The organism is Kibdelosporangium phytohabitans, assembly GCF_001302585.1.
In the GTDB taxonomy this organism is placed as follows: Bacteria; Actinomycetota; Actinomycetes; order Mycobacteriales; family Pseudonocardiaceae; genus Kibdelosporangium; species Kibdelosporangium phytohabitans.
This window is the reverse complement of sequence record NZ_CP012752.1, coordinates 6,583,838-6,603,079: the sequence shown is the minus strand read 5'-3', so window position 1 is coordinate 6,603,079 and position 19,242 is coordinate 6,583,838. Positions and strand designations below refer to the sequence as shown.

General features: G+C 70.4%; 11 protein-coding genes. 2 read left to right on the top strand and 9 right to left on the bottom strand.

Annotated elements, in window-relative coordinates; genetic code table 11:
• Window positions 1-7: 7 nt before the first annotated feature.
• From AOZ06_RS29820 to AOZ06_RS29780, 9 genes are all read right to left on the bottom strand, one after another.
• On the bottom strand, window positions 8-1,405 hold the full coding sequence (locus AOZ06_RS29820) for an MATE family efflux transporter (protein WP_054292436.1): 1,398 nt from the start codon (window positions 1,403-1,405) through the stop codon (window positions 8-10).
• Window positions 1,402-2,451 carry a PLP-dependent cysteine synthase family protein gene (locus AOZ06_RS29815; protein WP_054292435.1) on the bottom strand — a complete coding sequence of 350 codons (1,050 nt, stop codon included), beginning with the start codon at window positions 2,449-2,451 and terminating at the stop codon, window positions 1,402-1,404. The genes AOZ06_RS29820 and AOZ06_RS29815 overlap by 4 nt, the downstream gene beginning before the upstream one ends.
• The gene (locus AOZ06_RS29810) at window positions 2,448-3,803 is read right to left on the bottom strand and encodes an alanine racemase (RefSeq protein WP_236951786.1); all 1,356 of its coding nucleotides are present in this window, start codon (window positions 3,801-3,803) and stop codon (window positions 2,448-2,450) included. Before AOZ06_RS29810 ends, AOZ06_RS29815 begins: the two co-directional genes overlap by 4 nt.
• Entirely contained in the window at window positions 3,800-4,783 is a 984-nt protein-coding gene (locus AOZ06_RS29805; RefSeq protein WP_054292433.1) for an ornithine cyclodeaminase, read from the bottom strand. Before AOZ06_RS29805 ends, AOZ06_RS29810 begins: the two co-directional genes overlap by 4 nt.
• A gap of 361 nt (window positions 4,784-5,144) precedes the next feature.
• A complete protein-coding gene (locus tag AOZ06_RS29800) occupies window positions 5,145-5,579 on the bottom strand; it encodes a hypothetical protein (protein WP_157233334.1) in 435 nt (144 codons plus the stop codon).
• 137 nt (window positions 5,580-5,716) lie between these two features.
• Window positions 5,717-7,291: a succinic semialdehyde dehydrogenase gene (locus AOZ06_RS29795; protein WP_054292431.1), complete on the bottom strand. Its 1,575-nt coding sequence runs from the start codon at window positions 7,289-7,291 to the stop codon at window positions 5,717-5,719.
• 13 nt (window positions 7,292-7,304) lie between these two features.
• Window positions 7,305-8,933 (bottom strand): GMC family oxidoreductase, encoded by a 1,629-nt coding sequence (locus AOZ06_RS29790; RefSeq protein ID WP_054292430.1) that lies wholly within the window; start codon window positions 8,931-8,933, stop codon window positions 7,305-7,307.
• A 130-nt stretch (window positions 8,934-9,063) separates the two neighbouring features.
• Complete coding sequence (locus AOZ06_RS29785; RefSeq protein ID WP_054292429.1) at window positions 9,064-14,256, bottom strand: P-loop domain-containing protein; 5,193 nt, start codon at window positions 14,254-14,256, stop codon at window positions 9,064-9,066.
• A complete protein-coding gene (locus AOZ06_RS29780) occupies window positions 14,253-15,638 on the bottom strand; it encodes a lipase/acyltransferase domain-containing protein (protein ID WP_054292428.1) in 1,386 nt (461 codons plus the stop codon). Before AOZ06_RS29780 ends, AOZ06_RS29785 begins: the two co-directional genes overlap by 4 nt.
• A 295-nt stretch (window positions 15,639-15,933) precedes the next feature.
• On the opposite strand from AOZ06_RS29780, the gene AOZ06_RS58530 reads away from it, so the two are divergent.
• Window positions 15,934-16,416 carry a hypothetical protein gene (locus tag AOZ06_RS58530; protein ID WP_179950752.1) on the top strand — a complete coding sequence of 161 codons (483 nt, stop codon included), beginning with the start codon at window positions 15,934-15,936 and terminating at the stop codon, window positions 16,414-16,416.
• On the top strand, window positions 16,413-19,229 hold the full coding sequence (locus AOZ06_RS29770; RefSeq protein ID WP_054292426.1) for a M48 family metalloprotease: 2,817 nt from the start codon (window positions 16,413-16,415) through the stop codon (window positions 19,227-19,229). The genes AOZ06_RS58530 and AOZ06_RS29770 overlap by 4 nt, the downstream gene beginning before the upstream one ends.
• Window positions 19,230-19,242: the final 13 nt, after the last annotated feature.

Below are 19,242 nucleotides of genomic sequence, written 5' to 3'. Positions count from 1 at the left end.
AACGGCGTCAACGGGTGGCGCCCGAAGACAGCAGCGGGAGCTGGAGGCGGGACCGGAAGCGGTACGCGAGCAGGACCGCGGTTGCCGCGAAGCCCACGCACAGTCCCGTCCACACGCCCCAGCCGCCCCAACCGAACCCGTAGGCGCACAACACCATCGCCGGGACGCCGACAGCCCAGTACCCGATCAGCGTGCACCGCAGGCCGGACGCGGTGTCCCCGAGGCCACGAAGGAGGCCGACCAGGATGTTCTGGGTGCCTTTGCTGTACTGCTGCGCGATGGCGAACAGCAGCAGGGTCGATGCCGTGCCCAGTACCACCGCGTCGGTCTCGTTGTGCAGGAACGGCCACAACATCGCCAGTGGCGCCACCACGTAGGCCACGCTCACGACCGCCATGAACGTCCACGACAGCGCCAGTGCCCGGCGGGCGATCGTCGGTGCCAGCCGGGGCTCCGACTGCCCGACCGCCCGGCTGACCAGGATCGACGAGCCTTGCGACAGGCCGATGTTGCACTGGTAGACGATGTAGGCGAGCTGATTGGCCACATTGGACGCCGCGAGCATCGCGGGCCCGAACGCGCCCATCAGCAGTGTCGCGATCGACGTGATCGCGGCCTCCGACCCGTAGGTGAAACAGATCGGTGTCCCGTGCCGCACGATGCGCCGGACCACCACCGGGTCGGCCCGCCACGCCGTGAGCGACACCATCGCCCGCAGCCGTGGATCCCGGCGAACCGTGGAGGCGAACGCCGCGAGCGTGAAGAACTGGACCACCGTCGTCGACAGGCCGACGCCGGCCACGCCCAGCCGGGGCAGGCCCGCCCAGCCGTAGATGAACGCGGCGTTGCAGCCCGCGTTGACCGCGATGGACACCAGCGTGACGGCCAGCAGCGAACCCGGGCGGCGCATCCCGACGGCGAACTGCCGTAACACATTCAGCCACACCATGGGAAACAAGCCGCCCGCGAGGGCGAACATCATGGCGCCGGCCAGCGTGACGATCTCGGGTCGCTGACCCAGCAACGGAAGGGCCAGTGCGAGACCGCAGAGGACCGCCGCACCCGCCGACGCCGCCACCGTGGCCACCAGCAGCGCCGACCGCAGCAGCGACCGGATCTCGTCCCGTGCCTGATCGTCGAGCGCGTCGGTGCCGGTGCGCAGTTCACCTGCTCCCGCGGCGGCGGCCACCAGGTTCCCGACGCCCGTGACCATGCCGACGCACATGGTGCGAACCTGGTTGTACAGCAGAAGCGCCAGACCGCCCGCCGCCACCGCGGACACACCCAGCAGACCCAGCATGGCCAGGTCGACGCTGGTCAACGCCACCTGTGCGAGCTGGATGCCCGCGATCGGCGCGGCCAGTGCGACGAGCGCGGGGTATCCACCGCCAGCGCGTGCCGTCACGCACCCACCGCCACGGGCAACGGCATGGGGCGGGCCGCGATCCGGACCGACGCCGCGTAGGTCGTGAACCACCGTTCCACCCGGCGTTGCGCGAGTTCGTCGAGCACTTCACGCTCACGCAACCAGCCATCGTCGTACACCGAGTCAAGGTACTTCTCCCCGGCGTCGTTGCACAGCACCACGACGGTGCTCCCAGGTGGGTACGCGAACAAGCGGCGCAGCGCCACGTGGATCGCGCCGCCGGTCGTACCGCCCACCAGCACGCCGGTGCGGCGCGCCACGACGCGTGCGCCCGCGAACGCGTCCGCGTCGGAGACCAGGTGGGCGTCGTCGACCATGGATCGGTCCACATTGGAGCCGATGGGGAAACCGGCCGGGCTGCCGGCGCCGGTCTGGTGGTAGACGCCGGGCGGGCCGCCGAAGATGATCGACCCGACGGGTTCGACCGCGACCGAGCGGGTCCGTGCACCGGCTGCTCGCAACCCGCGGATCGTGCCGCACAGCGACCCGCCGGTACCGACCGCCGCGATGAGCACATCGACGGTACCCAACTGCCGCAACAGTTCCGCCGCCAGTCCGTCGTAACCGTTCGCGTTTCCGGGGTTGTTGTGCTGGTCGGGGTGGTAGGCGCCCAGTTCGGCCGCGAGCCGGGCCGCGACCTGGCGTCTGCGCACGGAACTGGGGCCGCCGTCCGAGGGGCAGTCGACGAACACCAGTCGCACACCCATGGCCGACAGCATGCGCAGCTTCTCGCGCGCCGCGTGCCGGTCGACGACCGCGGTGAACCGGTAGCCGCGTTCCAGCGCGACCAACGCCAGCCCGCATCCGGTGTTGCCGGACGTGGGCTCCACGATGTGGCCGCCCGGCAGCAGCCTGCCGTCACGCTCGGCCTCGATGATCATCTGCCGGGCCATCCGCACTTTGCAGGAGCCGGTGGGGTTCATCTGCTCGAGTTTGAGCAGCAGCCGGGTCCCGGTGCCGGTGTGCGCGAGTTCGAGCAGGGGCGTGTCCCCGATCAGGTCCGAGGCGCGCTGGACGACGGTCATGGGATCTCCTGGATCGCGTAGTCGGCGTCGATGTGCCAGCGGTCCCCGGCGACCACCACTTTCGGCGGCAACGGCAGCTGGTGGAACCCGCTCTCGTTCTTGTCCATCTGGTAGCCCGCCGTGTTGGGGTAGACGAGCAGGTCACCCGCGGCCGGCCGGGCAGGCAGCCGCACCGCGCGCCACGTCAACACGTCGTACTCCAGGCAGCTGGACCCCGCCACGGCGGTCCGGACCGGTGCGTCGCCGACCTGCGGGCCACCGGCCCGTACCAGGATCGGGTCGGGCAGGAACTCGCTTGCCTTCCACTGCTCGGACAGGCTCATGCTGAGCCCGGCGACGGTGGTGACCAGGTGGTCGCCGCTGTCCTTGCAGCCCTGTACGGGGAACACCGAGAAACCGGCTCCGTCCAGCAGCGCTCTGCCTGGTTCGAGCAGCAGCTCGATCCCGGCGTCACGCAGGCGGCCGGCCAGCGGCACGCCGTCGGTGTCGTGACGCAGCATCGCGGTCACCATCGCAGCGCCAGCGGGAGACTGGTGGTACGGGTACGTGCGCAGCGGATTGCGGCCACTGTGGAACCAGCTGTCGTCTTTGTTCTCCTGGAACCGATGCCAGTCTTCGTGAGTCACATAGGACACAGCGATCCCGCCGCCGACGTTGATCTTCGAGGCGGGGTGGCCCAGGGCACGGGCCTGGTGGCACAGCTGGATCAGTTGCGCGGCGAGTTCGGCACGCGCGACCGGGTCGTATCCGTCGAGGTGGAAGGAGAAGCCGCGCAGCGCGACCGAGTCGCCGAGGTCGGCACACCGGCCGAGCGCGGCCGTGAGGTCGACGGGGGAGAAGCCGAACCGGCTCGTGGGCGCCGACGGCGGCCGGACCCGCAACAGCACGTCGGCTGTGACACCGAGGCCGCGGGCTTGGGCCGCCACACGCTCCAGTTCGTCGGCTGCGTCCACCGCCAGCAGGCAGTGGTGCCGCAGCGCGAGCCACAGCAGGCCGTCGGATTTGGCGGCGCCGGTGACCCCTATTGCCTCACCCCGCACACCGTTGCCCAGGGCGTGCACCAGCTCGGGCACGCTCGCCACATCGACCCCGGTGGCTGGACGCGTGCACTCACGCAGCCACGCAGCCGCTTTGTTGGCCTTCTTCCCGTAGTACACGACACCGGGGACGTCCTCGGCCGCCAGCGCGCCGACCACGGCAGCGAGGTTCTCCGCGAACGTCGCCGGGTGGATCACGTGAAAGGGGCCACCGCCGACGGCGTGGGCGATCTCGCGCAACAGCGGTGTCCCGCGCAGCCGTGGCGCCCAAGGGCGTTCGATCGCCGGCAGAGGTGGCGACAGTGCCGTGGTCACGACCACAGGGTCACCTCACGTCCACGGCCCGCCGCGATGGCACGCGTGGCGAGCGCGTGGGCCACCGGGATGTCGGTGATGATCATGCCGCTGCTGAAGGCGAACACCCGGTCGTCGTCCGTACGGCGCCCCGGGGCGTGACCGGCGAGGATGTCCGGGAGTTCGGCGTCGATGCGGAACACGCCGTCCTTGCCGGCCATGCGCCGTCCCGTGACCTCCACCTGGGCGGCGCTGGTGGCCACCGTGTAGTCGGCCTGAGCGAGCGTGCCTTCCTGCACGCCCTTGCTGGCCACCGAGATCAGCAGGCCGCCCGGTGGCAGCCAGCCCAGGCGGATCTTCGGGTGCGCCGCGCGGCCGGACGCCGCGACCACGATGTCGGATTCCGCCGCCGCGGCTTCCACGTCGTCGACCAGTTCAACCACACGATCCGGGAACTGACTGGTCAACGCCGTGACGCTGTCCCGGATGCCGTCGGGATGCGTGCCGAACAGCCGCAGGCGTTCCAGGTCGGGCAGGGCGGTGAGCAGGTACGGCAGCGTGCGGATCCCCTGTGCGCCGGTCCCGACCATCAGCACCGAACGCGCACCCGGCCTGGCGCAGGTCCGGGCGAGCAGCGCGGTACTGGCAGGCGTGCGCGTGGCGCCGACGCGGTGACAGTCCAGGAGCGCGAACGGCGCGCCGGTGGTGTCGTCGTACAGGGTGATGGTCGTGTAGTACTTCTCGGCAGTGGTGCTGCCCTGCCGGTAGCTCGTCTTGAACGCCGCCTGTTCGAGCGAGCCGTCGTAGCCGAGCATCGAGTACGCGACCGAGTCCCGTGCGGGGTCGGGCATCGGCACCATCAGCTTGGCGGGATTCTGCGACCGCCCGGCCGCGAAAGCCAGGTAGCCGTCCTCGACCATCGTGATCGCCTCCTGTGGGGCGAGTTCGAGGTCGGACAGGTCTTTGCGGGTGAGTATGTGCAGTGCAGGGCCGGAATTCACGGGAATGGCAACCTTTCTCGAGGATGGGCGCGGAGCAGCGCCACGTATGCGTCGCGGATTCCGGGACGGCCACGTGGTATGGGCGTGCGGAAATGCCGCAGGCGGTGATGGAAACACGCCGGACATCGGGCAGGGCGCACACCGAATGCAGGCCGTCGGAAACCGGACGCATTATTGCTTGCGATGTCGATCCGGCAGCAGTAACCCAGGCGGCGGACACCATTCGGTGCTCAGCCGGAACCAAGCCGTGGAATGGCCGTCCTCACCAAGGCGGAGCTGGGGGAATCGTGCGGGAGCCGCGCGACCGTCACCGGAATCGGGCTCGTCCGGCCGGACAGGCCTCGGTGGCGCGGTGGCGCGGTCAGGTTCGCGCGACGCAGAGCACGTGCAGGAATGCGCGCCCGTGCCCCGCCCGCAACGGCGGGGCACGCTTTCGTCGCACAGGCTGGCGGTAGTCACCGTCGACGCGATCATCGGACAGCGGCAGCCAGAGCGCGAACAGGACCAGCGCGAGCAGGAAGGGGCCTGGGTCGTTGCCGGCCCGGGGCAGGGCGTCCACGCCGCCGGGACTGTGGACCAGGGTTTCCCGGGGCGTGCTGTCCTCCGCGTGAACACCAACGGAAAACAAACCGCTGGTCGCGTCGACGGAAGTGACGTCGATTCCCGGATACAGTCCATGGGCTCCGTGTTCCTCGGCGCATAACGTGAGGAACAGGGAGGCCAATGCGACGACGGCGAGAAGTATTGCCCGCACCCGCCGATAGCGGACACTGGGGGCAGGCGGGATGACTCGCACGATTTCCGAAGCTACTCAGTGTGACCATGCGGGCGACACCGCCGGACGGGCGAAGTGGCCGAATGGCAGCCGTGAATGCCAGACGCGGAATTTATGGTGAATGGTTATGGGGAAACACGGGCGAACGCGCGCCGGGGCTATCGGATACGCAGCCTCCGCATGATCTTCAGCCCGGAAAGCATTCCCTGGACGTACTTCTCATAAGTCTGGCCGGCCCGGGGACCCATGACCTGCTTCTTGAGCACGGCCATGTTCTTGGCGTCGGTGTACTTGAGCAGGCCCTGGTCGCCGTGGCGGGCGCCGACGCCCGAGCTCTTGAGGCCACCGGACGGTGTGCCCTTGGACGCGTAGGCCGTGGCCAGGATGTCGTTGATGTTCAGGTTGCCGGACTCGATGCGCGAGGCGACGCCGCACGCAGCGGCGACGTCGCCGCCCCACACCGACGCGTTGAGGCCGTAGTCGGTGTCGTTGGCCAGCGCCACTGCCTCGTCGACAGTGCCGTACTTGTACAGCGCGACAACCGGTCCGAAGGTTTCGGTGACGCCGCAGTGCATGTCCTTGGTGACGCCTTCGAGGATCGTCGGCTCGAAGAACGCCGGGCCGAGGTCGGGCCGGGGACTGCCGCCGCACAGGACGGTGGCGCCCTTGGCGACGGCATCGTCCACATGGGATTGGACGCGGCGCATGTGGTCCACGGACACCAGCGAGCCCATGTCGGGACCGAAGTCGTAGGAGGCGCGCACGTCGAGCGCTCTCGCCTTGGCCACGAAGGCGTCCTTGAACGAGTCGTACCGCGACCGCGGCAGGTAGATCCGTTCGATGTGCATGCAGATCTGCCCGGTGTTGCCGAACGCGCCGAAGACCGCGCCCCGCACGGCCGCGTCGAGATCGGCGTCGTCCAGCACGATCATCGGGTTCTTGCCGCCGAGTTCGAGGCAGCAGCCGATCAGGTTGCGGCCCGCCCGTTCACCGATGATCTTGCCGGTGGCCGTGGACCCGGTGAACATCACGTAGTCGGCGTGGTCGATGAGCGTGGGGCCGACATCGGGGCCCTCGCCGCACACCACCTGGAACAGGCCTTCGGGCAGACCGGCTTCTTCCAGCAACTGCACGCCGTACAGCGGGGAGAGCGCCGTCTTGTTGTCGGGCTTCAGCACGACCGCGTTGCCGGCCACCAGCGCCGGGACGGCGTCGGAAATGCCGGTGGCGAAAGGGAAGTTCCAGGGAGCGATGATGCCGACGACACCTTTGGGCTGCCGGATCTCAGTCGAGGTCGTCAGCAACGGGACCGGGCCGCCGCGCGTGGTGGACGCCAGCAGCTTGGCGGCCCGTTTGAGGTAGTGGCTCATCACCATCGCCGGGTCGCACGTCTCCTCGATCGCCATCCGCCGGTTCTTGCCGCTCTCGACCTGGATCAGATCGGCGACGGTCCGCGCGTTGCCGACGAAGATCGCGTGCGCTCGTCTGAACACCGCCAGGCGCTGCTTGAGCGGTGTGGCGGCCCACTTCCGCTGCGCCGCACGCGCGGTGGCGAAGGCCTGTTCGATGTCGCCGGGCGTCGACTGCGGCAGGCCGACGACGGCGTCGCCCGTGTAGACCTCGGTGAGCGTCCAGGTCGCGCCGGTCGAGCCCGGCACTCTGGCCACGAGCTGACGCAGTAGCGCGTCGGTCACCGACGCGGGGCGCGTGAGTGCGGGCTGTGTGAGGGTCATGGGCCTCGTCCCGTCAGTTGGCCGAGAGGATGAGTCGCGCGCCCATTTCGCCGATCATGATGCAGGGCGCGTTGGTGTTGCCGCCGGTGATCGACGGCATGATCGATGCGTCGCAGACCCGCAGCCCGTCGACACCGCGGACTGTGAGGTCGGGGTTGACGACGGCGAGCTCGTCGACGCCCATCCGGCAGGTGCCGACGCCGTGGTAGACCGAGGTCGCCCGGTTCAGGATCGCGTCACGCAGCTCCTGGCCCCGCAGCCGCGTGCCGGGGTGGATCTCCTCCTTGACCGCGCCCTGGAACGCCTTCGAGGCGAAGATCTCGCGCACCATCTCCGAGCCCTCGCCGAGCACCTCCAGGTCGGCGGGGTCGGCCAGGTACTGGAAGTCGATGAGCGGCGTCGCCGAGGGGTCGGCGGAGGCCAGCCGCAACGTGCCGCGGCTCTTGGGGTAGATCAGCGTGGTCAGCACGGTCAGCGCGGTGCGCTTGTCGACGTCGTGCCGGATCGGGGCGTCCTGGTTGGGCGACACGTACGCCCACGGCAGGAGGTGCAACTGCAGGTCGGGGACCGCGTCGGCTTGGGACGTCCGGAGGAACGCGACCGCCTCGAAGACCGAGTTCGCCAGGAAGGTGGTGCCGGGCCGGAGCAGCTCACGGGCCAGGCCACGGGCGAAGTACGGCGCGGATCCCGTGTTCCTGCTCGACGACACGTGGAAGGTCAGGGCGTGGAACATGTGGTCGTGCAGGTTGTCGCCGACCGGCAGGTCCGCGAGCACGTCGATGCCGTGCGCCCGGAGGTGCTCCGCGTGGCCGACGCCGGACAGCATGAGCAGTTGCGCCGATCCGACGAACCCGGCCGAGAGGATGACCTCCTTGCCTGCGCGGACAGTGCGCCGCGTGCCGTTGGCGTCGGTGACTTCGACGCCGACCGCGCGACCGTGGTCGATGATGACCTTGTTCGCCCGCACGCCGGACTGCAGCTGCAGGGTCGCGGGCGCGAGGTGGTGGATGTAGCCGCGTGAGGCGCTGTAGCGCAGGCCGTCAGCGGCGTTCTGCTGCATCCGGCTGACACCCTCTTGGGACTCGGCGTTGTAGTCGTCGAGGATCTCGCAGCCGAGCGCGTCGGCGGTGGCCTGGATGAACTGCAGCGACCCCTCTTCCGGGCTCTTGGTGCGGGTGATCCGGATCGGCCCGCCCGCGCCGCGGAACGTGTTCTCGCCGTCCTCGAAGTCCTCCATCCGCTTGTAGGCGGCGTTCACGCTGTCGGCGTCCCAGCCGGTGTTGCCCCCGGCCGCCCACGAGTCGTAGTTGGACCGGTTGCCGCGTACGTAGACCATGCCGTTGATGGAGCTGGAGCCGCCGACGACCTTGCCGCGTGGCACCGGCATCCTGCGGTCGAGCAGGTGCTTCTGCGGCACCGAGTAGTAGCCCCAGTCGAAGAGCTTCTTCAGCTGGGGCACCGCGTGCATCGGGCCGACCAGCCCCGGCTTGCGGATCAGCAGCTTCTCGTCGGTCCTGCCCGCGTCGAGCACGATCACGCTCGCGCCGGACTCCGCGAGCCTGCCCGCGATCGCGGCTCCCGAGCTGCCCGACCCGACGATCACGTAGTCGGCCTCGTCGCTGCGCGCCGCCCTCTTCGCCATGTCCGCTCCTCGCCTCCGGCCCACCACCCGAAACTATAACCTGTTCTATTTCGGCGCAACGGTATAGCGTTCCCGCCGGGTTTCGCAACGTGGTGCGTGGTCAGTCCGCAGGACCTGCGGCGAGAACGGGTTACAGCTCGTGCACCTCGACCTCGAGCACGCCCGCGTCCGTCGCGATCGCCACCCCGGCCGGAGTGGGCGCGAGAGCGTTGACGGTGATGTCCAGGTGGATGACGTCCAGCTGCCTGCGTGTCGGCAGGTGCCACAGGGTCAGGGTCTGGTCGTCGCCCGCGACCATCAGAATGTCGCCGGGCAGCGCGGTCATCGCGCGAACCGGCGTACCACCCGTGGGCAACGCGCAGCGCAGGGCGGCTTCCCAGCGGTACCCCCAAACCTGGATGTAGTTGCCCCTGCCCGCCGCCAGGACGAAAGACTCCTCGTCACGGACCCAGCTCGCCAGCACCGCCACCTGCTTCATCCCGGCGAGGACAGTCGGATACCAGACCCGTGAGCCCAGGTCGTAGATGTGGACCACCCGGCCCTCCGCCACGGCGACGTGCGAGCTCCCCTCGTGGTTGACGAAGTACTCCATCGCCGTCACCTCGTTGCCGAACTCGGCGATGGCGGCGACGGCGCACGGGTTGAGCCTGCTGTCGAACTCGCTGAGGTACAGGTCGTTCCTGTGCACGCTGACAAGGCGTGAGCGGCCGTCCACAGGCAGGACGGCGGCCTCGCGGACGGCGCCACGGATCGTTTCGGTGGGGAAGACCGCGACCGGGGCGCCGGAGGCGGGTGCGGTCTGGACTTCCTCAGCTTCGGCGTAGACCGGCAGGGCCGCGAGGACCGTCGTACCCGAACCCGCCGACACCTCGTCAGCGGTAAGCCCGGACGCCGGGTCCCACAGTTCGACCAGTCCGCTGCTGTCCGCGACAGCAAGCAGCGGCCGGTGGGCGGTCCCCGCCAACGCCGCGATGGCCGACACCCGCCTGCCGTTCGGTTTCCGCGTGGCAACAAGGTTTCCGCCGCGGGTCCAGGTACGCACCCCGTTGCCGATGGCGGTCGCCACCAGCGGTTCGCCGTCGTCGCCCTCGATGGCCGCGAGACTGTGCGCCGGAGCCGCGCCGGTGGTGAAGCTGCTGAACGGGGCTCCGGTCATCGGGTTCCACAGCCCGACAACGCCGTCACGGCCACTGCTGACCAGGAGCACCTCGTCGGACTGCGCGGAGTCCGTCAGGGCGAACACCCGGCCCGAGTGCGCTCTGACCGGGCCCGCGATCATTTCCCACGTGCTCACGGCCCAGGTCACCAGCGTGCCTCCCGCCGTGCCCACCGCCAGCACCGTGCCTTCGGGACCAGTGACGGCGTGCGCGACCAGCGCGTCCGAATCCGTGGGGAGAACGGTGATCAGTTCATTCGAGTGAGCATCCAGGACACGCAGGACGCCGCCCGTCACCGTCGCCACGAGCTCCGTGCCGTCCGTCCCGGTGAACGCGGCGATGGACGTGACCCGTCCCGGACATGACGCCACCTCATCCGTGGTGGCGTCGCCGGGTGCCCAACGATGGACCGTGCCGTCCGCGTGCCCCAGGAAGACCAGGGGACCGTCCGCCGTGTCCAGGGCCGAGATGGCGGTGGCGGCCCGCGCACGGTCGATCTGCGCGATCGGGTCGGCGCCGGCGGGGTGCCACAAGCCCACTTCGCCGTTCGCGGCCCCCGACGCGAACAACCAGTGGTCGACCTCGCGGGCGGGCATCGGCAGCCGCAGCGTGTCGAAGTCGTTCTGCCGCTGGGGAAACGGGTCCCAGACGTGCAGGCCGAGCTTTTTCTCCCTGAGCAGCAGCAGATCCCGGCCGTCCGGCCAGGCGGTGGTGCGCAGGACGGGACTGTCCACGCCGCGCACGACCACGGCTGACCGAGCGGGGTTGCGTGCGTTGGGATTCCACATGCGCACACCGTGGTTGGTCCCGGCGGTCACCACGCGGTGATCACCGGCCGGGCTCACGAGCGACGTCACCGAGTCCGGCGGGCTGACCGCGGGGGAGTCGTCGGCGTCGTCGTGCAGACCGGCCAGATCCCAGATCCGGACCGTGTCGTCGTCACTCGCGGACGCGAGCATGTACCCGCCGTGCGGCCCCGGGAACGCCGCCAGGGCACGCACTCCGCCGTTGTGCCCGATCAGCGGGCCGCCGACCGGACGGCCGCTCACCGCGCTCCACAACCGGATCGCGTGGTCCCGCCCGCCTGTCGCCAGCAGCACGTTGCCGTCGCTGTCGGGGACCGACGTGATCGCCCAGACCCGGCTGCCGTGCCGCAGCGGCTCGCCGACGAGGTCCAGCGTGTCCCCGTCCCGCAGATGCACCGCGTAGGAATTGGCGTGCGCCAGGACTCTGCGCACACCCGGCCGGACGAACGTGTGCATCGGGAGGCGGTTCACCCATTGCCGGTGGGTTGTCGCGGCACGGGCGGGTTGCGTGCCGTCCGTGCCGAGGTGCCGCAGGTGGACTCCGGTGCGCTGGTCGCCGACAGCGACCAGCGGTATGCCGGACTCGGACGTCCACGCCGCGAGCGAGTGCACGTGCTCGGCGTCCTCGACCGGCTGGATCCGGTGCACGAGCCGGCCCGTGAACGGATCCCAGCGCAACAAGGTGCCGTCGTGGTAGCCCGCGATGATCTCGGTGTGCCCGTCGGGGAAGGTGAACGCGATCACGGCGCGCGAATGGACACCGGGGTTGTCCTCGTCGACCAGACGGTGGTGCACCGTCGCCGCCATGACATCCCAGATCAGCAGCTCACCGGACTTGTAGGCGACAGCGAGCAGCGGGTCACCGGACGCGGCGGCGAAGGCCACCATGGCGGTGATCATCGGCGCCCCGAAAACCGGGTGCAGCGGTACACCGACTTGTTTGCTCTCGACCGGGTCCCACAGTTCGATCTCGCCCGCCTCGCTGCCCACAGCCAGCAGCGAGCGCCCGTCGCGGGTGTGGACGGCGGACAGCGCGCGGATCGGCTGGCGGTCACGGCTGAGCGTGAGATGCAGGGGCGCCTGGGTCAGCGCGGCCCAGTTCACACTCCAGCGACCGGGACGGGCATGTCCGGGCGGGCGGGCCGCGGGACGGGAAGTGCCTGCGAAACGAGCCTCGGCCAGTTGCCGGTTGCCGAGCCGGTCCGATGGGGACAGTCGTTGCAGGATGTGATGCGCACCGGCGACCGCGCGGATCCGAGCGGGAACGACGTGACGGCCGAACAACCAGCGCATCGCGTTGGCCGCGACAGCCGTCGGGGCGACGCGGTCGAGCACCCAGGGATGGTCGGCCAGGTCGTGCCACGCGGCCAGTCCGGCGAGGCCCGCGTGAGCGGGCAGGTACTGCCGGATGTAGGCGTTGAGGTTCTCTCGCGGATCCGCGGCTGCCACGGCCAGCAGGGCTTGGTGGACACGCTGGTGGTCGGCTTCGGTGTCCGGGTAGTACTCGGCGAAGGTGGCGTGAGCCAACCGGTAGACGGTGTCGCCTTGGTCGACATCGACGGTGATGTACGGCCGAGCCGCGTCCAGCAGCGCACTGGCGTCGGAGTTCGTGATCCGGATGCCCGGCGAGACAGCCGTGGCGACAGCGGCCCAGATCCCGTCGACCAGCGGGAGGCCGCGACCGCGAGCCAGGCCGAGGGCGTGCAGCAGGGGACCGAACGCCGGGTTGGCGGCGGTGAGGCGGGCCACGGCGGCGGCGAACAGGTCACGGTGGTCACGGCTGATCAGCGTGGCGACCGCGTCGGTGTCGAGAAGTGCGCCCGCCAGCAGTTCGTGCACGGCGAGGCGGGCGTAGAGGAACTGGCGGCGCTGCGCCCCGATCAGTTCGCCGACTTCGGCGGTGCGGCGGGTCAGCTCGGGCGTGGCGTCCACTTTGGCACGCAGCCGTTTGGTCACGTAACGGGTCACCGCGGTCGTGTCCGCGTTGACCCGCAGGTACGTGGCCGTGCCGAGGGCGTCGAGCAGGTCCTGCGATTCCGGCGCGGGGTGGTCCGGGCCTTCCAGAGTGGAGGCACGGGTGCCGACGACGACCCGGGTGCCCGGGACCGTCGACAATGGACGGATCACCTCACGTGCGACCAGTTCGGGCTGTTGGGCCTCGTCCAGCGCGTCGATCAGGACCGTGCGCGCCCCGGGCCGCAACCGCAGGCTCGCCACCAGGAACGCCGCGCTGCCCCGCTGTGGCCCGTCCCCGGTCACGGCGGGCACGTGGAGGTCGTGCCCGAGTTGCACGACCAGGTCCCCGGCGGTCCGGCCGGTCAGGTGGATCACGGAGTCGAACACGTCGTCCGGTGGCCGGTCGGGCTCACCGACCTGGTCGGCCATGCCCGTGTCCACGAGCACCTGCCGCAGGCCGGGGCGGCTCTGTTCGACCAGGTGACCGAGCAGCGCGGACTTGCCGCTGCCCGCGGGCCCGGTGACCACCAGCATGCCGCTGTCCGCCGCGCGCAGCCACCGGACGGCGGCGTTGCGTTCCTCGTCCCTGCCTTCGAAGTACCAGGCGATCTCCCCGAACTCGCCACCCTGCGCCTTGGGGATGAAGTGCGCCTGCTCGTCCGGGCCCAGCCGGTCGATCGCGGCCTTCACCTCGGCGAACACGTCCAGCGTGACACCGGACGGCACGGCCGCGCGCCGGACCAGCACGTCGTCGGCGCCGACGTTGATGACACCGCCCCACGCGTCCGGCAACAGGCGTTTGATCTCGCCTGGCAAGGTGTCCAGGCGGATGTCCGAGGCCCGGTAGGCGTCGTCCAGCACCTGCCGCAGGGCTTCGCGGAAATCGCCGAGCCAGCCCGCGTTCTGCCCGGACACCCCGATCACGACGACCCGTCCGACTTCGGGCAGCTGGTCCATCAAGTCCTTGCCCAGCAACCGCGTGAAGGCACCGGCCCGGCAAGCGTCGACCACGACCACCGCGCAGGCGCCCGCGGCGTACGGGTGCCGCTGCAGCGAGGTGATCAGGTCGGCCAGGGTGCTCGGGCTGACGCCCGTCGCGGTGCCCCCGGGTGTGCTGTCCGCCTTGGCCAGTTCGGCTTTCAGGTTGTTCGACCAGCCGTGGCCCAGCCAGTAGACGAACGTGTCCGCGGGCTCGGCCAGCTCGTGCAGCGCCTGGAGCCTTGCGGAAGTGGCGTTGGAGTCGCGCTGCGCGGCCGGGGTGGTCCACTCGTCGGTCCGCGCGCCGAAGCCGGCCAGCAGCGCGCCGACCGCGTCGACCTCCGGGTCGACGTCCAGCGGCTCGAACCCGGAGTCGGCGTAGCTGCCGAACGCGATCGGGAAGTAGCGCAGCGGGCGTGGACTCATCCGTCCACCAGGACGGTCTGGCTGATCGGGGAGGACGAACCCCCGGCCGCCTCGATCCGGTACAGGCCGGGGCGTTCGAGGCTCAGGCGGGCGACAGGCACACCGTCGTGCCAGGCCGGGCCGGTGACCCGTACGGGGTCCGCCGGCCTGTGCCCGGTCAGCTCGTACACGCTGACCTGGGCGTCGATCGCGGTGAGCCGTACGTCGAACTGCTCGTTGGCGTCGACGACGTCCGGCACGCCCATGCCCAGGGCAGCGGCGCCCAGCATCGGCCTGGGGCGCCCGCCGGGCCGCAGGAAGAGAGCGCGTACCAAGGAGATCGCCTCGGCGGCCGACGCGAGAGTGCCGTGCTGGTGGGCGATCTCGTGGTGGCCCTCGACGAAAGCCGCGGATTCCCAGTAGACCGTGCCGTCGCCGGCCATGTCGCGCGTGACGAGCGAGCCGTCGGGCCGGTAGCCGAACGCCTCGTGCACTGCGGTGACCACACCGTCGCGGATCTCGAGGCCCTGGGCGGTCTGCTGGGCGACGCCGACCACGGAGTGGTGCCCGACCAGCGGCCGCTGGTCCAGCCGGTCGTGGAAGGCGCGCGACTTCCCGGCGAGGTCCTTGTCGCCGCCGATGCGGTGGACGGTGCCCGCGTCGAGGAAACCCGGCTCGGCTCCATTGTGGACGCAGCGGTACGTCGGCAGCAGGTCGTGCAGGCCCGGCATGGTGCGAGCGGTGTCACGCAGCTTCTCGCGCGGCAGCCGGACCGGTGTCCCCTTGCCGGTGCTGAGGATCAGGGCTGCCTTGACGGCACCGTAGAACGGGGTGCCGATGGTGATCGTGGTGCGGATGTCTGCCGTGGCACCGGGAATGAGCGACAGGGCCTGGGCGAGCAAGCCGCCCATGGAGTGCGCGACCAGGACGATCTGGGCCGGACGGCCGTCCGGGTCCCGCCGCCGGGCCTCGGCCTGGGCCTCGTTGCGGCGCCACCGGGTCAGGTGGTCGTCCATCGCGTCGGCGAGCAGCCGCGCGTTGTGCTCGACGGGCAGCCGCCAGTCGTAGGGGAAGGTCGTCACCGCGGCAGGGTCGGCCGCGGCGGCACGCATGGCGTCGACCAGCGGGGTGTACGGGCCGAGACCGCCGAGGAACGGCACCCAGCCGGGGACCGCCAGCAGCCCGGCCGGTTCCACCCGGCCGGCCTTCCCGGCCAGTTCGTCCTCGTCGAGCGCCAGGCCCCGCAGACCGTCCCGCCGGGTCCACGCCCGCCAGTACCAGCGCAGGTCGGACGTGCTCCACAGCACCCGCCCGGTGGTGGTGTCCCGCAACCCGCTGCCCATGATGCCGGGCACGATGACGACCGCGTCCTGCGGTGCGGGCCGGTTGTCGGGTGCCGCCATGTTCCCCCTCGAACTCGATCCGGACTGCCCCGAGGCGGGCAAATCCACCACCCGTATCGCACGGGTGCCGACCTCCGTTGCAGGCCTCGGTGAACGATTTGATCGCGAGTTTCCGGGGCCTCGTCACCGGTGCGAGTCGCGCAGCGCGCCAGGGGACCGTCTGACCACCGGAGTCCGGCACGGCGGCTGTCGCGTCCGATGATGGCCGGGGGCCGTCATCGGTGGGCTGGCACCCGTATGGGTGTTCCTGGCTGGTTCGGCCTTGTGCCGGTCCGGCGGGGTGTATACCGGCGAAATGGGTTCTGGTGCGACGAGCGTGTACGACGTGGTTCACGACGTGGTGGCTGAGGCCGCCGGCGAGGAACTGCCAGTGGTGACAGGGCTGGCGAGGCTGGACGAAGCCGCAGTCGTGCGGCGGCTGGGCACGCCCGGCGAGCGGCGGGAGCCGTTGGGGTTCGGCCTCGGCGAAGTCGTGGTGCTGGTGACGCCGGTGGTCTGGCTGGTGCTCGACCAGACCGCCAAACAGATCGCCGGTTCGGTGGCCGACGGCGCGAGCAGGCAGACGAAAGCACTGCTGCGCAAGGTCTTCCGGCGCGGTCGAGGCGAGCGGGCGGTGATGCCCGCGCTGACCAGGCAACAACTGGCCGAGGTGCGGCAGCGGATCTTGGAGGCCGCCGCGCAACGCGGCCTGCCCGCGGACCGCGCGGAGACGATCGCCGACGCGGTGGTGGCCAGGCTCGTGCTCGTCGAGCCACCCAGCGAGGATGGGGCTGAGTGACCTCGGAACCCGACGGGTCCCGGTTCGACGAGCGGGTGGTGAGCACCGGCACGACCGTGCGTTTCGTGCTGCTGGTCGTGCTGATGCTGGCGACCGCCGTCGCGATGACGCTGGAGATCGTGCACGGCCTCACGACCACCAGCCCGCGGGAGTGCTTCCTGGCCGGTGGGATCGACGTCGGCAGCGGCAACGACTCGTCGTTGTTCACGCCGAACCCCTTGCGTGAGGCCATCCAAGCCTGTGTGGACCGCGTCGCGCCACCGCCGCCGTGGTGGATGATGGTTGCCTGGCTGCTCCTGCTGGTGGTGGCGGCCTGCGCCCTGTTCGCGGTCCTGCCCGGCTGGCGGGCACGCCGCAGCCGGGTTGTGCCGTTGGCGGCTGTCGATCCCGCGGGCGAGATCGCGGCCGATCTGGCTGACCTGGTACGGAAAGCAGGCCTTTCGTCCGCGCCGCGTGTCGTGGTCGACCCGGTTGCCGCCTCGACCGGCGCGGTGGTGTTCGGCCGCAACCGTCGGCCGACGGTGTGCCTGCACGGTGGCCTGCTCACTCGCAGGCGAGCCGACCCCGAGGGGTTCCGGGCGGTGGTGCTGCACGAGCTGGCGCACATCCGCAACGGTGACGTCACCATCACGTACGTCACCGTCGCCGCGTGGCGGGTCCTGCTCGCCCTGATGTTCGTGCCGTACCTGGCCTGGTACGTCTTCAGGTTCGCCAATGGGCTGGCAGGGCCACTGTTGTGGTCGAGCAACGCCCCGGCCGTGGTCCGCAGCCTCTTGCTCATGGTCGTCCTGGCCGGGTTGGTGTCCCTCGCGCGCTCGGATGTGTTGCGCAGTCGTGAGTTCTACGCCGACATCACTGCGGCGCGCTGGGGCGCGGCCCCGCACGGCTGGGCGGTCAGCGCGGCGCCGTCGCCTGCCAGAGCTGGGTTGCGGCGAGCGTTGGATTCGTTCGCCGGGTTGTGGCGCACCCATCCGAGCTGGGAGTCGCGCCGTGCCGCACTGACCGACCCCGAGGCGCTGTTCACCATCTCGGCGCTGCCGATGTTCCTGGCCGGGGCGGCAGCCACGCTGATCAGCTCCCAAGTGGCCTACGTGCTGGCCACCTACAAGGTGTTCGACGAGTGGCTGTCGCTGTCGTTCGAGATCGCCACGGCTGCGCTGGTCACCGGCGTGGTGGGGATCGCGTTGTGGCGCACGGTGGCGCATGCCGTGCTGCGCGCGCGTCGCGTGCCCTCCGGGGCGCGGACGGGGTTGTGGCTGGGTGCGGGGATGGCCGCGGGCGAACTGGTCACGCACCGGGTCGCGCTGTTGCAGTGGCTGCCATCGGTTCCGGGGTTGCTGGTGCTGGAAGTGCTGGCGGGATTGGCGTTCGCCTGGTGGGTCACGCAATGCGCCCACCTGTGGCTGGGTTCGTGGCGAGGGCACGCGATCCGTCCGGCGATGCTGGCCGGTCTGCTGGCGGCTTGCCTGGGGCTGTCCGCGTGGTTCACCTGGTGGGGCGACATCGGTGTGTTCCTCAGCCTCGGTGCGTCGCTGGACGACGTGGTGCGGTACATGATGGACCGGTGGGCGCTGTTCGGTCCTCCGGTGCGGGAATCCGATCCGCTGACCGTGCTCACCATGGCGTGGGCGGGAATGAGCGGGATGGTCGTCAAACCGCTGGCCCTGCCCGTGGTCGCGGTGCTGTGGGTGGTTCCGCTGCTGGCGTGGGTGTTGCGGCCGACGGCCGAGGACCGCCCGCCGCACGGGGAAGCGTTGCCCTCGTTGCGCGGGCCGTTGCTGGCCGCGGTGATCGGCGGAGTCGGTTCGTGGCTCGCCGTCGCGGGCGTGATGGCGGCCTTCCACGCCCGCCAGCCGCCGCTCAACGAAAGAACGGGCTTCTACGTGCTGACCTACCAGTCAGCGGTGTGCACGGCCCTCGTGGTGGTCGCCGCGGTGACGGCTCTTGTCGTCAGCGCGTTGTCCAGGCGTTACCGGCTGCTCTTGGCGCTCATGGCAGCCCAGGGCACGGTGCTGCTCGGCGCCGTCGGCATGTTGGTGCTCGGTTCGCTCGACGGGTGCCTCGGTCCGTTGAACACCGTCCAGCCCACCTGCGCGCCGATGCCCGCTTCGAAGATGTGGGCGGGCTTCCGGTTCATTCTGGCTGAGACGGTGATGTTCACCGTGATCGCCGCGGCGGCCGGGGCAGCAGTGGGAGCGGTGTCAAGTCGGGCATGGCGGTCGAGGACGGCCGCTGCGCGGCCTGTCAAGACGGGTCGAGGCGGGTTGGCCGCCCGTCGAGTCGTGGTGGGTGTGTTGTGTGTTGTGACCGTGGGCTTCACCGTGGCCGTGGAGGTCGAAACGCTGGCGACCCGCCCGCAGGCGGTCCGCCAGCGGGCGGCTCCGGCGCCCACTCCGCCGCCGGTGTCCGGCGCGACACGGGCGGTCGAGGTGGCGGCCTGGCGCAACAGCGGCGGGGTCGCGCTGATGACCCGTTTCACCACCGACATCAACAAACTCGACGCGGCGCTCAAGGAAGCGGTGCGCAACGGCGGTCGTACGATCGACGACGAACTCATCCGGCCTGCCTGTGCCGACATCGACCAGCTCACCCGAGAGGCCAGCCGCTTTCTGCCCGTCCCCGAACCACAGGCCCAATCCCTCTGGCAGACCTTCGTCACGCAAGCGTCCACCGCCAGCCAGGACTGCCTGCGTTCGATAGAACAGCGCAACGGCAACGCCGTCCTGACCGCGATCGGCGGGCTCTCCCAGGCGGCGGCCACACTCACCACGGCCGTCCTCCGCATCGACACAGTGGTGCGTGGAGGCAGCTGACGGCCCAAAGCAG

What these genes read in the sequence shown, in the direction of transcription:
- AOZ06_RS29795 (WP_054292431.1), bottom strand. Translation starts at nt 7,291, where the DNA reads ATGACCCTCACACAGCCCGCACTCACGCGCCCCGCGTCGGTGACCGAC.
- AOZ06_RS29780 (WP_054292428.1), bottom strand. Translation starts at nt 15,638, where the DNA reads ATGGCGGCACCCGACAACCGGCCCGCACCGCAGGACGCGGTCGTCATC.
- AOZ06_RS29815 (WP_054292435.1), bottom strand. Translation starts at nt 2,451, where the DNA reads ATGACCGTCGTCCAGCGCGCCTCGGACCTGATCGGGGACACGCCCCTG.
- AOZ06_RS29785 (WP_054292429.1), bottom strand. Translation starts at nt 14,256, where the DNA reads ATGAGTCCACGCCCGCTGCGCTACTTCCCGATCGCGTTCGGCAGCTAC.
- AOZ06_RS29790 (WP_054292430.1), bottom strand. Translation starts at nt 8,933, where the DNA reads ATGGCGAAGAGGGCGGCGCGCAGCGACGAGGCCGACTACGTGATCGTC.
- AOZ06_RS58530 (WP_179950752.1), top strand. Translation starts at nt 15,934, where the DNA reads ATGGGTTCTGGTGCGACGAGCGTGTACGACGTGGTTCACGACGTGGTG.